Source organism: Rufibacter sp. DG15C, assembly GCF_001577755.1.
Classification (GTDB): Bacteria; Bacteroidota; Bacteroidia; order Cytophagales; family Hymenobacteraceae; genus Nibribacter.
In genome coordinates, this window is record NZ_CP010776.1 from 1,903,849 (window position 1) to 1,918,753 (window position 14,905).

10 protein-coding genes are annotated in these 14,905 nt (G+C 51.7%); 6 read left to right on the forward strand and 4 right to left on the reverse strand.

Annotated features, from left to right (window positions below; all coding sequences use genetic code 11):
- The first annotated feature begins 89 nt into the window (after positions 1-89).
- Positions 90-2,198 (forward strand): ATP-binding protein, encoded by a 2,109-nt coding sequence (locus TH61_RS08120; protein ID WP_231862326.1) that lies wholly within the window; start codon positions 90-92, stop codon positions 2,196-2,198.
- A 227-nt stretch (positions 2,199-2,425) separates the two neighbouring features.
- The gene (locus tag TH61_RS08125; RefSeq protein ID WP_071887813.1) at positions 2,426-4,696 is read left to right on the forward strand and encodes a TonB-dependent receptor; all 2,271 of its coding nucleotides are present in this window, start codon (positions 2,426-2,428) and stop codon (positions 4,694-4,696) included.
- A 790-nt stretch (positions 4,697-5,486) separates the two neighbouring features.
- On the opposite strand, the gene TH61_RS08130 is transcribed toward TH61_RS08125, so the two are convergent.
- Together TH61_RS08130 and TH61_RS08135 are read right to left on the reverse strand one after the other, a co-directional pair.
- A complete protein-coding gene (locus TH61_RS08130; protein WP_369796932.1) occupies positions 5,487-8,372 on the reverse strand; it encodes a M16 family metallopeptidase in 2,886 nt (961 codons plus the stop codon).
- A gap of 452 nt (positions 8,373-8,824) precedes the next feature.
- Positions 8,825-10,393, reverse strand: a complete 1,569-nt coding sequence (locus TH61_RS08135) for a serine hydrolase (protein ID WP_066508138.1) — start codon at positions 10,391-10,393, stop codon at positions 8,825-8,827.
- Positions 10,394-10,545: 152 nt separating this feature from the next.
- Here TH61_RS08135 and ruvX point away from each other — a divergent pair, with 152 nt between their 5' ends.
- Complete coding sequence (gene ruvX / locus TH61_RS08140) at positions 10,546-10,965, forward strand: Holliday junction resolvase RuvX (protein WP_066508140.1); 420 nt, start codon at positions 10,546-10,548, stop codon at positions 10,963-10,965.
- On the forward strand, positions 10,962-11,528 hold the full coding sequence (gene def, locus TH61_RS08145) for a peptide deformylase (protein WP_066508144.1): 567 nt from the start codon (positions 10,962-10,964) through the stop codon (positions 11,526-11,528). Before ruvX ends, def begins: the two co-directional genes overlap by 4 nt.
- A gap of 103 nt (positions 11,529-11,631) precedes the next feature.
- On the opposite strand, the gene TH61_RS08150 is transcribed toward def, so the two are convergent.
- Positions 11,632-12,378 (reverse strand): hypothetical protein, encoded by a 747-nt coding sequence (locus TH61_RS08150; RefSeq protein ID WP_066508145.1) that lies wholly within the window; start codon positions 12,376-12,378, stop codon positions 11,632-11,634.
- A 184-nt stretch (positions 12,379-12,562) separates the two neighbouring features.
- Positions 12,563-12,922: a glyoxalase superfamily protein gene (locus TH61_RS08155; protein WP_066508148.1), complete on the reverse strand. Its 360-nt coding sequence runs from the start codon at positions 12,920-12,922 to the stop codon at positions 12,563-12,565.
- A gap of 106 nt (positions 12,923-13,028) precedes the next feature.
- Here TH61_RS08155 and TH61_RS08160 point away from each other — a divergent pair, with 106 nt between their 5' ends.
- Positions 13,029-13,979, forward strand: a complete 951-nt coding sequence (locus TH61_RS08160; RefSeq protein WP_071887814.1) for a zinc dependent phospholipase C family protein — start codon at positions 13,029-13,031, stop codon at positions 13,977-13,979.
- A gap of 215 nt (positions 13,980-14,194) precedes the next feature.
- Complete coding sequence (locus TH61_RS08165) at positions 14,195-14,896, forward strand: hypothetical protein (RefSeq protein ID WP_157600655.1); 702 nt, start codon at positions 14,195-14,197, stop codon at positions 14,894-14,896.
- The last annotated feature ends 9 nt before the right edge of the window (positions 14,897-14,905 follow it).

Consider the following 14,905-nt stretch of genomic DNA (forward strand, 5'->3'; position numbering starts at 1 on the left):
TCTTACGTAGAGAACTAGTTCTTGAACTAGAATCCTGGCTGGCACCCGCGCGTTGCCAGAGAATCCCCTGTACTGCCCTAACTTTTTGTATGCCTATTTCCAATAATTCCATAACCCAAGACGCCTCTACTATTTTTCTGGGAGGCGGGGAGATGGGAGCTCTTATGCGTGCCTATGACTGGGACTCCCATTCTCTGGGGAACCCAAAGTCCTGGCCAGAGAGCTTGAAAAGCAACATCAGGTTGATTCTGCACTCCAGGTTTCCCATGTTTTTCTGGTGGAGCAAAGAACTGTATGCCTTCCACAATGACGCTTATCTGCCCGCTTTGGGGGAGAAGCATCCGGCGGCGCTGGGCACCTCTGCCAGGGTGCTATGGGCCGAGGCCTGGGAACAACTAGGCCAGATTGCCGAACCCATCTTAAACGGCGGTGCCCCTTTCTACGCGCAGGGCCTTTATATTCCTTTAAAGCGCAAGGGTTTTATGGAGGACACCTACTGGACGTTCTCGTATAGCCCCGCGTTTGACGATGAGGGCGGCGTGAACGGTATCTTCTGCGCCTGTTATGAAGAGACCATGACCGTGCTGGGCCAGCGCCGGCTCAAATCCCTGAAAGACATTTCTGAGTCCATGGCCCAGATCCAGACCTTAGAGGATGCCTGCCAGACTATTTGCGACGTGCTGGTGCAGAATGCGGGAGATGTGCCGTTCAGCCAGATTTACTTGTTAAGTGAAAAAGAAGGAGAAGCACGTTTATTGGGTCAGGCTGGTTTGCCCGCGCAGCATGCGGTGCCTTTCCTATTATTGACTGAGGAGTTGCAAAAGGGTCATTGGCCCTTGGGCAGCGTGCTGCGCAGCAAGCAGAAAGAAATCATCCCGCATACAAACGGGGCATTTGTGCTGGATAGGCAGCCAGCAGGCGGGGAATGGGCGGTGATTGTTCCTGTCTTTAGGCCCGGTCAAGATGACCTGCTGGGGTTCTTTGTGGCGGGGCTCAGCAACAAACTGGAATATGACTTGCCGTACCAGGACTTCCATGAGCTGGTAGCCGGACAGATTGCCACTTCTATTGCCAGTGTGCAGGCCCAGGCTGAAACCGCCCGCCGGCAAGCCTACCTGACAGAGTTGTTCCAACAGGCCCCGGTGGCCATCTGCATCATGTCGGGGCCAGACCACGTGATTGACCTGGCCAACCCGGGCATCTGTGAACTCTGGGGAAAACGGCACGAAGATGTAATAGGGAAACCAATTCTAGAGGCCATCCCAGAGGTGAGGGACCAAGGCATCAAGGAATTACTGGATGGCGTGGTGCACACCGGCATTCCATACGTGAACAATGAATTGCCCGTGCGCTTGGTGCGGAATGGCGTGCTGGAGAAGGTGTACTTCAGTTTTGTCTACCACCCGCTGCGTGACGCCGCAGGTACTATCATTGGCGTGATTGCCATAGCCATCGGGATAGATGAGCAGGTAGAAGCGCGGCACCAGATAGAAGCCAAAAACCGCGAACTGCTGGCCATCAACGCAGACCTGGATAATTTTGTGTACTCGGCCTCGCATGACTTGCGGGCGCCCATCTCCAACATTGAAGGCCTCATAGAAGCCCTGTTGCAAGACCTTCCGCCAGAAACCCTGCAGCGCGAAGTAGTGAGTCATGTGGTCCACCTCATCCATGGGTCTGTGGAACGCTTTAAACGCACCGTCTCTGACCTTACCGAGGTTGCCAAGATACAACGCGAGGCCGGCGAAGACATCTCCTCTATTAACCTGGAAGAGGTAGTCTCTGAAGTCTGCCTTGATTTTAAGTCAGTGATTGAAAAGGCCGGGGCACAAGTGGTCACAGATTTTAGCTCAAATGCCCTTATTCAGTTCTCAACCAAGAACGTGCGCAGCATTGTGTACAACCTTATAAGCAACGGCTTAAAATACCGCTCGGCAGACCGTGCCCCCATTCTGCACATCTCCACAGAAACCACGCCTGAGCATGTCATCCTGTATGTACGGGACAACGGTCTGGGCATCAAACCTAGTGACCTAAGCAAGATTTTCTCTATGTTCAAGCGCATGCATGACCACGTAGAGGGCACCGGTATTGGCTTGTACATTGTCAAGCGCATTGTAGAAAATGCCGGCGGCAAAATTGAGGTAGAGAGCCAAGTAGGCCAAAGCACCACGTTCAAAGTCTATTTCAAGCGATAACTTCTTTGGAGGAGTTAACATTCGGTTTTGGCTTCTTTTCCGAAAAACAGGCCAAAAGCGAAGCTTGCAGAATGCCACCTAATTATATTTTTCATCAGACTAAAGGCTGAACTCCAATTGCCATCGTAACTCTTACCCTAAAGTGAATTCATGTGCCGAAAGCAAACACTATGCTGGCTTTCAGGTTGTGATTCTAGTTCAAACTCCATGAGTAGATTAGTCCTTCCATGAAACACTTCTTCCTGACACTGCTTCTGTCCTTCTATCTTTTCCCCTCTGCTTCTTGGGCGCAACAACTGGTAACTGGAAAGGTGCTGGAGGCGCAGACCAGAAAACCCTTAGCTGGCGCGGCAGTCGCAAACACAAGCACGGGCGTGGGAGCGGTGACAGATGCCCAAGGGCGGTTCTCATTGGAGTTGCCAGCCGGTCAAACGGAAGTGACGGCCTCGGTTCTCGGCTATAGGCCGGTTACCGTGACGGTGCAGGACGCTTCGCAAGAACTGCTCATTTTGTTAAATCCAGACAATACCCGGTTGCGCGAAGTGGTGGTGACCGGCTATGAAACCCGCCGGCCGTTGCAGGAAAGCGCTGGAGCCATTGGGGTGCTTTCCAGCAAGGAGCTGCAACGCTTCTCAGAGAATACTCTAGTACCCGCGCTCAACACCCTGCCCGGCGTGCGCATGGAAGAGAGGGCCACCGCCAGTTACCGCTTGTCCATTAGGGGCAGCAGTCTGCGGGCGCCGTTTGGCGTGCGCAATGTGAAGGTGTACCTCAACGAGATTCCCCTGGTAGAAGCCAATGGCACCATTCCCTTGAACCTGCTGGACGCCGCCACCATTGGCAACGTAGAAGTCATTAAAGGTCCCGCCGGAAGCGTCTACGGCGCCGGCACCGGGGGAACAGTCCTGCTGGAAACAGCCAAACTCACCGAAAGCAGTGTGATGGCCGGCGGTTTGGTAGGTTCTTACGGCTTGCGCCGAGGGTTTGCAGGCGCCAGCGTGGCTACCGAGAAATCTAACCTACTCTTGCGCTATGATAGACAGACCCTAGACGGCTACCGCGAGCAAAGTGCCATGGACCGGCAGACGGTGTTGGTGTCGGGGCAGTTTTACCCAAGCCAGAAGCAGACCTTCTCTTTTCATGCGCTGTACTCAGACTTGTACTATGAACTGCCGGGTGCGCTCACCCGCGAGCAATATGAGGCCAACCCGCGCCAAGCCCGGCAATTGAACAAAGACCAGAACGCGTCCATTAACCTGGACGGCCTGAACCTGGGCTTGGTGCATAGCTATCAGTTCAATGACCGTTGGAGTAATAGCACCAGTCTCTTTGGCGTCTTCAGCTTCTTGAACCACCCCTTCACCAACGACTACGAGCGCAACACCAACCAAAGCCTGGGCGGCAGAACGCGCACTACCTACCGGACGCAAGTAGCTGAGTTGCCCACCCGCTTTGTCTTGGGCGCCGAGGGTCAGCGCAGTTTCGTCAATTCGCGCCATTACCAGAACGTGAAAGGTACCGCTGGCACGCTGTCTTTTGACGACGAAGTAGTGGCCACGCAAGGCTTCGTCTTCGGGCAGGCTGAAGTGGAGTTGCCCGCGCAGTTTATCCTGACACTGGGCGGAAGTCTAAATGCGTTACAATATGATTTGACCCGCGTAACCACTGGCAGCACGGGCCTAGGTTCCCAAAACAGCCGGGGCTTTAATCCGCAGTTCTCACCCAGAGCGGCCTTGGTGAAGGTCTTTTCGCCGCAGCTCTCAGCGCACGCCAGCATCAGTGCCGGCTTCTCACCGCCCACCGAGGCCGAAGTACGTCCCTCTGACGGAAGTTTCAACACCGCCCTGCAACCCGAGAAAGGCACTAACTATGAACTAGGCATCCGGGGGAATTTATTCAATCAGCGCCTGACCTATGACGTGGTTGGGTTTAGGTTGAACCTCTCAGAAACCATTCTCATTCAAAGCACGCCACAGGACATTGACGTGTTCCAGAACGCCGGGGCCACCCGTCAGCAGGGGATAGAAGCCGCCTTCGGTTTTGCCGTGGTGCAAGCCCCGGAGCAACCGTTGAGTCTGCTTAAATTGTGGAGCGCCTACACCTACAACCATTTTCGGTTCAGAAACTATCAGCCCAATGACCAGAACTTCTCGGGCAACACCCTCACCGGCACGCCTGAGCACGTGTTAACGGCAGGACTTGATGTAGAAAGCGGTTTAGGTTTTTACCTGAACGCAACGGGTAATTATACCAGTGACATACCACTCAACGACGCCAACACGGTCTTTGCAGATTCTTACCTGGTACTAGGCGGAAGAGGCGGCTACAGAAAGGCCTTCGCGCAGACCTGGCACTTGGATGTGTACGGCGGTGTAGACAATGCCACGGATGAGCTGTACAGCCTGGGCAATGACTTAAACGGCTTCGGGAACCGGTATTTTCAGGCTGCTCCTGGCCGAAGTTTCTATGGAGGAGTACAGTTGAGGAAGAGTTTTTAAAGCAGGATTTACAGGATTGGAGCTGGATTTTCAGGATTGGATACCGGGCAATATTTTTCATGTGTCGTTTTTGGCTTGTTTTCGAGGAATTAGGCTAAAAACGGCAGTTGGCTCAGACGCTCGCGGGTCCTACCGGACGCTACGAGATCTTTTGAGTGACGGCAGACGGTGAGGATAGTAAGTGCAATAAGCAACACGTCAGAGACAAGGCTATGCCATTGTCTCTACAGTAATTCCATACACCATCCGCCCGCAGGGGATACAAGCATTGCAACGCCTCCCGCCGCAGTCCGTCTGCCTTTGACCGAGGGAAAATAGACTGGTCAATTTAAGTCTCTTTTCACGAGGGAGAAATCAAGGACACTTAAAGTGGCAAAGGCGTAAGTTCACCATGAAACGAGTCACTTCTCACAGTGCACCTCTCTGAAGAAAAGACTGTCCGAGCGTTCAGCGAGTTTCTTTTCTTCTTGATTCTTTTGGTTACTTTTCTCATCAAGGAGAAAAGTGACAAACGCGGGTAGAAAGTAAGAAAGAAGGAATTGGGAAGAACGGCGTTGGGAGGCAGAAGCAGAAAATAGGAATCAGCTACACCAAGTCATCCCCCTATCCCCTTCAAAGGGGACGGAAAGCTTCATTCCTGCAATAGATTTAAGGTAATAAACCCGTTTTTAGCCTAATTCCCAGAAAGGAGGCCAAAAACAAAAAAAGGCATTTCCAGAACTAGTCTGGAAACGCCTTTTTAAGTAGAAGTCAAAAGTAGAAACTACTCAAGACATCTCGACAATGATATTTAGAAGCTTCTACCTACAGTGTCTTTGGCTTTTCGGCCTTTCTTAGGTTCTTCTTTCTTTACTTCAACCGGAGGGGCTACGGCAGCGGCTTTGGCCACCACAACGCCTTCTGGGTCTAACTCTACCACCTCATAGCCTAATTTCTCCAGGCCTGGTTTAATAGAAGCTTTGTCGCCTACCAGCATGATGTTCATCTTTTCTACAGGCAGGTATTTCTTGGCCAGGGCGTTGATTTCTTCCTTGGTGATGGTCTGCAGAATCTGGTTTTGCTTGGCTACGTAGTCAGCATCCAAATTGTAACGCAACATGTTGTTTAAGAAAGAAGCCTTCTGGAAAGAGGTCTCATACTTGCGGGCATCAGACTGACCGATGGCGCTGCGCATGAACGCTAATTCCTCATCCGTGATGCCTTCTTCTCTGAAGCGCTTGATCTCTTTCATGAACTCTACCACAGCGCTGTCAGATACGTTAGAACGTACGCCCGCGTAGGCCGTGTAAGGACCTGAGGTCTCAGTGCCTGAGAAGTAAGAACCAGCACCGTAGGTGTAGCCTTTGTCTTCGCGCAGGTTCAAGTTGATGCGGCTGTTGAATGCGCCACCCAATACGTAGTTCATCAAGCTAGCCTTGTAGTACTCACCAGTAGCGTCATATGGCATAGCCATGTACCCGATTCTGATTTCTGACTGCGCGGCTTTCTCTTTGTCTACAATGAAGATCTTCGTCTTGTCAACACCGGTTGGCGTCTTGTCAGCTGGCATAGCCACAGCCTTAGGAGCCCACTTGTTCAAGAACGCCAGCTTCGGCATGATTTGGTTCTGGTCTACATCACCTACTACTACCAGGTTGGTTACTGATGGAGAAAAGTAGTTCTGGTAGAATTTCTTCACGTCCTCCAGAGAGATACTCTCTACTGTTTGGATGGTACCAATCACCGGAATGGCCTGGATGTGGCCTTCGCCGTACAGCATTTTGTTGTACACGTTGTTGGCGATTACCGTAGGCTGCGTGCTCTGATTTTTGATGGCCTCTAAGCGCTGTTTTTTCAAGCGGTCAAAGTCATCTTGTGAGAAGCGTGGGTGCAACATGCGCTCTTCTAACAGAGCCAAGGTAGCATCCAAATTCTTCATAGGCGTCTGCACAGAAACGGTCATGCTCTCGGCTCCGCTCCCGAAGTTGATAGACGCGCCCAGTTTCTCCATTTTGCTGCTGATTTCCTCTGCCGTGAATTTCTCAGAATCCTCGTTCAGCAAAGAAGCTACCATAGAGGCAATACCTGCTTTAGAGGGATCATGCGCTTCTAGTTTGTGGCCACCTTGCAGGGTGAACAACAAAGTCACAGTAGGGACCTCATCGTTTTTAGCGCCAATCACTTTAATGCCGTTGGTCAGGTTCTGCTTCCAGAACGGAGGAACCGTGATTACTGGGTTGGCACCCGCCGCCGGAATCTTGCTACGGTCAAAGGTGTCTTTGGCTTTCACGTACTTCAGGCCGGAGTATTGGTCTGCCGGAGCTTTGTAGCCAGACGGATCCACTTTAAAGTTGTCGGCTTTGGCCACCATTTCAGGCTTGCCCTTTGGTACCACGCTCAAAAGCACCGCTTTCTTACCTTTCAGGTATTGGTTGTACACGCGCATCACGTCTGCTTTGGTCACAGCACGGTGGGCTTTCAACTGGTTGGTCAAGAAGTTAGGGTTGCCGGTAAAGGTCTGGTTGGCCGCCAAGGTAGACGTCTTGCCAGACACGCTAGACAAGCTGTTCATGATGCCTGCCTCATAAGAAGACTTGAAGCGCTCTAAATCCTCATCCGTTACGCCTCTTTTCTCAAACTCCACTAACGCGTTGCGCAGCTCTTTTTCCATGTCTGCCAGGCTGTTGCCCGGTAACGGAAGCACGGTCAAGGTGAACTCACCGGCCAGTTCAGACGCTGGATGGCCCGCGCTGGCTTGTACGGCTTTCTGCGCCTTGGTCAGGTTCTGGTACAAGATAGAGGTTTTACCGCCTCCAATGATTTCTGCCAACACGTCCAAAGGAACTTCGTCTGGGTGGTAGTTAGGCACGGTAGGGAAGGTCATCTGCAACATTGGGAAGCGGATGTTGTCCTCATAAGAAATGTAACGGTCCTGGGTTAATACCGGGGCCGCTAGTTTCATGTTCTTCACCTCTGGTCCTTTAGGAATAGAGCCGAAGTATTTTTCTGCCAACTTTACTACTTGGGCTGGCGTCACGTCACCACCTACGGTCAAGGTAGCGTTGTTGGGTCCATACCAGCGCAGGAAGAAGTTCTTCAAGTCATTTACGTTGACGCGGTTCAGGTCTTCAATGTACCCGATGGTGGTCCAGGAATACGGGTGGCCATATGGATACAGGGCCGCGCTGGCTTTCTCATATACCAGGCCGTACGGACGGTTATCATAGTTCTGACCACGCTCGTTCTTCACGGTCTCGCGCTGTACCTCAAATTTCTTCTGGGTTACAGCGTCCAGCAAGAAGCCCATGCGGTCTGCCTCTAACCACATGGCCGTCTCCAACTGGTTAGAAGGAACGGTCTCAAAGTAGTTGGTTCTATCGCGGTTGGTAGTTCCGTTCAACGTACCCCCAGACTGCGACACAATCTTAAAGTGCTGCTCATCTGCTACGTTGTCTGAACCCTGGAACATCATGTGCTCAAAGAAGTGTGCAAAGCCAGACTTGCCTACCTCTTCACGGGCAGAACCTACGTGGTAGGTCACGTCTACGTGTACAATAGGGTCTGAATGGTCTTCATGCACTACCACGGTCAGGCCGTTAGGTAACACGTATTTCTCATACGGAATCACCAGTTCGCCATTCTTGCGGGTCACTTTCTCCACCAGGCGCGTTCCGCCCTTTTGGGAAGAGGCCGCCATGGCAGTTGGGTTGGCTTTTTTGGCAGGTGTGGCTTTCTTTTGGGCTTGCGCCTGCATAGAAAGAGCCACCGCTAAGCAGATAGCCAGTGTGCTTTTCTTAGTCATAATCTGAGTTTGTTTTGTTTGACAGAGTGTTTGCCTTGTTAATAATAAGCATTTTCCTGCATTTCTCCCAGAATTTTCCAGTAGATATGAGCAGGAATGCCTTCGTTAGCCAGCGGCGAGGCATTAGTCGCATGGCCGGTGAAGAACTTACAAGTGCATTTGAATTTAGAATAAGTACCTAAAAAAGTACTACACTTCTCGTCCCTCTACAAAGGGGGACGATATGCGTGATAGGTCTTGATATCTCTTAGCCGTTTTTAGCCTGTTTTCTAGGGATTAGCCCAAAACGAAGAAGCCTTGCCGGATCTATTCTCCGCCAAGGCTTCTTTGTAAAATAGTTCGTTGGTCTATTTTACCCGGGTGAACTCCAGTTCTGAGAAGTGGAAGTCTGGGTTGTTGGCGTCTAGCCTCAACTCGGTCAAGGTGCCGTCTGGGCCGGGTAGGAACCGCACGTTGGTAGGCGTCAAGAGCGCAAAGTTGTTTTTCCAGTTCAGGTGGAAGATGTCCTGTTTCCAGAAGGTAAGCTCCCCGCCTAAGGCTGGTGCTGAGGGTAAGTTCAATACCAGTTTATTGTTTTGCAAAGTGACCACGGCGTCTCCGTACATGGGGCTGTGGAACGTACCCACGTAGGCGTCCATGTCACGGGCGTTTTTGATTTTCTCTGCTTTTTCCTTCGGTTTTTTGGCTTCAGCTTCTTTTTGGGCGGCGTGGGCCTTGGCGGCTAGGTCCAGGTTGAACTGGCTCCAGTCGCGGCCGTTGGTGATGCCCAGGAATTGGTCTACGGTGTAGGTGGCAATGGGCGCCATGATGCTGCTCATGCTGTTGGTCAAAATGACAATGCCTAGCTTTTCTTCGGGCACCAGCACCGTGCGGCTGTTCATGCCCTCGTGGCCGCCGCCGTGTACCACAATCTTGCGGCCTTGGTAGTCATTGAGCATCCAACCCAGGCCCGCGCCTGAGAAGTGAGTGGAAGGGTTGATGGTTTGCGCCTGCGCCGGAACTGGCGTAGAGTTATGCAGCGTCCACATCATGTGGCTGGAGGCTTCAGAGAAAATGCGCTTGCCGTTGTAGGTGCCCCGGTTCAATTGAAGTTTCAGCCATTTGGCGTCTTGCAGCACGTTGGTGAAAATACCGGCGGCGGGATTCCAGTTGTCCCAGGCAGTCAGCACGGTGGGTACGGGTTTGCCGTTTTCTTTCTCAGGGTTGGCATGGGGCGTGGCTACGTTGGCCACGCCATTCAACTGGTTCACGCTGGTATAGGTGCGGGTCATGCCCAGCGGCTGGATGATGCGCTCCTGCACAAACTGCTCCCAGGACTGCCCCGAGATGGCCTCAATCACCTGCCCGGCGGCAATAAAGCCCAGGTTGGAGTAGCCGTAGCCGTCTCTAAAGCCATAGGTGGGTTTAAGGTACTTGGCGCGCTCCAAAATTTCTTTTCTAGAGAAGGTGGTGTTGTACCAAAGCAAGTCCCCGGAGAACGTCTGGTAGCCCATGCGGTGGCTCAAGAGGTCTTTGATATTGACTTCCTTGGTCACAAACGGATCATACAACTGGAGCCAGGGCAGGTACTTAATCACCTTGTCGTCCCACTTCAGTTTACCCTCATCCACCAGAATGGCCAGCGCCGCTGCCGTGTAGGCCTTGGTGTTGGAGGCAATCCCGAAGACGGTGTTCACGTCCACGCCGCCGCCTTTCTGCTGGTCCAGCACGCCGTAGCCTTTGGCAAACACGATGGAGTCATTCTTGACGATGGCAATGGCCATGCCCGGCACGTTCCAGTCTTTGAGGGCTTTCTGGTAATAGGCATCCAGTTTCTGGAAGTCGGCCTGCGCCTTTGCCCAGAACGGCGCCGTGAGCAGCAAGGCTACTAAGAGAAGCTGTCTGCGTAAAAATCTTGGAGGGATAGAAAAGGTCATGGAGGTTACGGATGATTTTACGGCAGGAAGTTACGTAAAAGCCTCAGGGTTTGAAACAGGCACTGGCCTAGCGGTCAAAACAGTTTGGCCTAGAATTGCTACCTTTGTCGTTTCTAGGCCATTTTCCAGAAAACAGGTCAAAAACGAAACGCATGGGACGCATTCTGGCGATTGATTATGGAGTGAAGCGCGTGGGGATAGCCGTCACGGACCCTTTGCAGCTCATCGCCTCGGCGCTGGACACGGTGCACGCCCAGGACGTGCTGGCTTTTTTGACTAGCTATGTGCAAAAGGAGGAGGTAGACCTGTTTGTGGTGGGCATGCCTGTGCACCTGGACGGAAACGCCACCAACAACACCCAGCACGTGGTTGGTTTCATCAGAAAGCTGCAGAAACAGTTCCCAGAGATACCCGTGGTCACCCATGATGAACGCTTTACCTCCAGAATGGCGTTTCAGACCATGGTAGACATGGGCCTGGGTAAAAAAGCCCGTGCTAACAAAGAGACGGTGGACAAGATTAGCGCCACCATTATTTTACAGAGTTATTTAGAGAGCAGACAATACTTATGATCTACCCTATTGTTGCCTACGGCGATCCGGTTCTAAGAGCCAAAGCCAAAGACATAGCCCTTGACGCTCCCGAGCTACCTAAGCTCATAGAAGACATGTTTGAGACCATGTACCACGCCCACGGCGTAGGTTTGGCTGCTCCGCAGATTGGCAAGAGCGTGCGTCTGTTTGTGATTGACTCCACCCCGTTCATGGAAGACGAGGACAAAGACAAAGGCGTGAAGAAAGCGTTCATTAACCCCGTGATTCTGGAAGAGTCCGGCGAGGAGTGGGGCTTTGACGAAGGCTGCCTGAGCATACCCGGCGTGCGCGAAGAAGTTTGGCGCCAGGAGTACGTCAAGATTCAGTACCAGGACCTGGACGGCAAGACCCACGTGGAGCAGTTTGATGATTTGACGGCTCGTGTGATTCAGCATGAGTATGACCACATTGAAGGCATCCTGTTCACCGACCACCTGTCTGGCCTCAAGAAGCGCCTCTTAAAAGGCAAGCTCACCAAAATCTCCAAAGGAGACGTAGATGCCGACTACCGCATGAAATTTGCCGGTATGAACAAACGGTAAGCGACTTATAGATTATAGAAAAGCCTCACTTGTTGCAGAACAGGTGAGGCTTTTTCGTTTTTGGCCTGTTTTGGCGGAAAGGGGCTAAAAACAGAAACACAGATTAATACACCTTCTCTATTAAACCACTTAGACATCCTTTGCAGGCAACTACTTCAGAATTACGGTTTTTGATATGCTGGATCATGCGTTTCTGATCAGGAGTTATTTTCTTTTCTAAAGAAGAAAGCATTTCAAAGCCCGTTACGGCAAAGGACTGGGTTTCCACACTCAGACTGGTTAGCATTTCTCCTAATTTCTGAGTGTTGGAATTTTTGACCAGCCGTTCTATTTGTTTTCCCTCTTCTGTTTTAGGCGACCCATCTCCGCAATAAAAGGCATACACCAACTCTTTAGAAATTTCAACGGCTACCTCCTTGCTGGTTTTACTGCTTTTGTAGAAGCTGTTTCTGGTAGCTAAATATGTATTTATCGCTTCTTCTTGAATGCGGATACTGCGTAGTTTTCTATTGTCTTTATGAGATAGCACTGACATTAGAATAGAATCATTATGTGTGATTAGGTCTATTTGAAAATAACCAAAGTTTACCCCGAAGTTAACCCTTTGATGTTGGTGGTTAAAATCTATGTCTCTGGTAAATACCAAAGAAAGCTTGCTTCTGGAGGGGATTCCCTTTTTGTATAGGCTATCTAATTTTAGATGAAGAACCTGTGTATTGGGAGATTGGGCCAAGATATTTTTAACCACTATAAAGTTTTTATCTACCTCCTGCCCAAAAGAACTGAAAACGGGAACACAGGTTGCCATAAGAAGGGAAAGCAGGAGTGATTTGAAAAATAATCTGGCCATAGCTGAAAACGGGAATCGATTCCCAAGATAGAAACATGACAGGGGTTTGCAAGAGAATCTAATCCTCCCTTGTCATCCTGAAAGGATCTTGGTTGCAAGCTGTAACAACATGTAGTAAACGCTTTGTTAGTTTGGCCACAAGATCCTTTCAGGATGACAAAAGTAAAAGACTTTAATTTCCCTTCTACCTCCCATGAAACGTCAGCCTGTTTCCAAACGGGTCTATCACTTCCATGGCGAGCGTGTTGCCGCCTAGGGTGGTGGCTTCTAGTTCTGGTCGGTTGAACTTGTAAGGCTTGGCCAGGAGTTGGTGGTGGTATTCCTTGAGGTCTTTGAAGAGGCTGATGTAGGCCCGGGCGCCGGGGGTGCAGTCGCCGTGGTGCTCGGTGAGGTGCAGGTGCATGTCTTGCAGGGAGACCTGTAAATAATGTGGCGCATTGTCAGGCTTGTCTTCCCAGTCTACTTTAAAGCCCAGCCAAGAGACGTAGAACTCAAGAGCCTTCTGGTAATCAAATATCCTGAAAATAGGGGTGATGGTAGCCATGGCGTCTTCGGGTTAAGATGAAAAGGAGAGGAGTTTAGTCTAAGGCTCCGTCAATATAAGAAGCCTTCCCGGGAAAACTGAACCGTTGATTCACGTATAATTCTGCATGTCACGAGTATTGCTGCTGTTCTCACTCCTTTTTACGGCTGTCACGTCTGCAGGGGCGTGGGGATTTTACGCCCACCAGCGCATCAATCGGCAGGCGGTCTTCACCTTGCCGCCAGAGATGATAGGTTTCTACAAACAGCACGTGGCCTACCTCACAGAACAAGCCGTGGCCCCCGACAAACGCCGCTATGCCGTGCCCGAGGAAGGCGCCCGCCACTTCATTGACCTGGACGTCTACGGCGACAGCGCCGCCCACAAGCTGCCGCGCAACTGGGAGGCCGCCGTGGAGCAGTTCACGTTGGATAGCCTGCAACGGCACGGCATCGTGCCCTGGCACATCAACCTTATGCAGTACCAACTCACCGAGGCTTTCAAGCAACATGATGTGCAACGCATTTTAAGAATTTCCGCGGAACTAGGACATTACGTGGCAGACGCCTGCGTGCCTTTGCACACCACCAAGAACTACAACGGCCAGTTCACCAATCAACGCGGCATCCATGGCCTCTGGGAGAGCCGCCTCCCCGAACTCTGGAGCCAGGGCTATGACTTCTTTTTAGGTCCGCCTCAATTGCTCAAAAGCCCCAGCCGCACCTCCTGGGAGATCGTAGCCCGCTCCAACGCTGCCCTGGATTCTGTCTTCACATTTGAGCTGCAAGTGACCCAGCGCTTAGCCGAGGACAAGAAATACAGCCTGGAGGAACGCGGCAGCACCACCGTCAAAGTCTATTCCAGGGAGTTCAGCAAGGAGTACCACCAGGCCCTGCAGGGACAAGTAGAGCGCCAGATGCGCTTAGCCACGCACCTGGTGGCCAGCTACTGGTACACCGCCTGGGTCAATGCCGGCCAACCCGATCTCAAGCACCTGCAGCCCCTCACCCCAGAACAGCGCCAGCAACTAGAGGCAGACAAAGTCACCTTCCAAACTGGCGAGCACGAGGACCGGTGATGTAGCTGCCCCATGACCCAGGCTACTGCATCCCATCTCCTTGGGAGGGGTAGGACCGCATCGTTTTCGGGCTAATTTCCAGGAAACAGGCCAAAAACGGAACCTGGCTAGAAAGAAAGCGGCAAGATGAGGCCGGCCATTTCTCAAATAGAAAGAAAGTGCTTTACTTTAGAAAAGAATGCTGTTGTGTACAGACAGCCACAAATACTCCAGATATGACTTTAATGAACGTGAGCGGCCGAAGCCTATATGTAATAGCTATTTCCTTGGGCCTTGGTTTTGCCAGCTGTAAGCCAGAACCAAAAGAAGAAATTCAAACAGAAGCCACTACCCAGACAGAAACTGCTTCGGCGCCCAGCACCCCAGAAGATGAAACGGGCTTAGAGGCAGACTTTGACATTACCTTTCCAGAAGGCTTTAACCTGGCCAGCCTGAGCCTGCCCGAAGGTGACACCAAAGACCCCTTAAAGCAGGTGGAGCGCTTGTCTATGATGCATGTGATGCAGGACCCTTGGACCAAACTAGACCGCCAATACAGAGAACTGCTGCTGGTGCATGAAGATGAGCCGTACTTGTTTATTCTGCAGCAGCAGGCCGCCAACGTCATGCTACGTAACCACCTGTTCGGGCATTATTACCAGGATCCTAGCAACCCGCAGCTGCTAGAGGCCATCGGTTTTTACACCAAGCAATTGCTGGAGGCCAAGTCTGAAGACGCCGAGCTGGTTTACAAATGCCTGCGCGCCCTCAAAGACACCTGGCCCGATGACCAGTTAACGCAAGTGGCCATGGCCACGGCAAACCGGGTACAGGCCCGTCCGGTCACCTCCAGCGCAGATACCACGCAGGGTAGAGGCAAATACCGCCATACCTACGCCCGCGCCTTAAAGAAAATGGTCACTAACCTAAACAAGTAAGCAAGCTGG

Bases quoted from the DNA above. Each gene is read 5' to 3' on its own strand.
- TH61_RS08120 (WP_231862326.1), top strand. From the start codon at position 90: ATGCCTATTTCCAATAATTCCATAACCCAAGACGCCTCTACTATTTTT.
- TH61_RS08125 (WP_071887813.1), top strand. From the start codon at position 2,426: ATGAAACACTTCTTCCTGACACTGCTTCTGTCCTTCTATCTTTTCCCC.
- TH61_RS08130 (WP_369796932.1), bottom strand. From the start codon at position 8,372: ATGGCGGCCTCTTCCCAAAAGGGCGGAACGCGCCTGGTGGAGAAAGTG.
- TH61_RS08135 (WP_066508138.1), bottom strand. From the start codon at position 10,393: ATGACCTTTTCTATCCCTCCAAGATTTTTACGCAGACAGCTTCTCTTA.
- ruvX (WP_066508140.1), top strand. From the start codon at position 10,546: ATGGGACGCATTCTGGCGATTGATTATGGAGTGAAGCGCGTGGGGATA.
- def (WP_066508144.1), top strand. From the start codon at position 10,962: ATGATCTACCCTATTGTTGCCTACGGCGATCCGGTTCTAAGAGCCAAA.
- TH61_RS08150 (WP_066508145.1), bottom strand. From the start codon at position 12,378: ATGGCCAGATTATTTTTCAAATCACTCCTGCTTTCCCTTCTTATGGCA.
- TH61_RS08155 (WP_066508148.1), bottom strand. From the start codon at position 12,922: ATGGCTACCATCACCCCTATTTTCAGGATATTTGATTACCAGAAGGCT.
- TH61_RS08160 (WP_071887814.1), top strand. From the start codon at position 13,029: ATGTCACGAGTATTGCTGCTGTTCTCACTCCTTTTTACGGCTGTCACG.
- TH61_RS08165 (WP_157600655.1), top strand. From the start codon at position 14,195: ATGACTTTAATGAACGTGAGCGGCCGAAGCCTATATGTAATAGCTATT.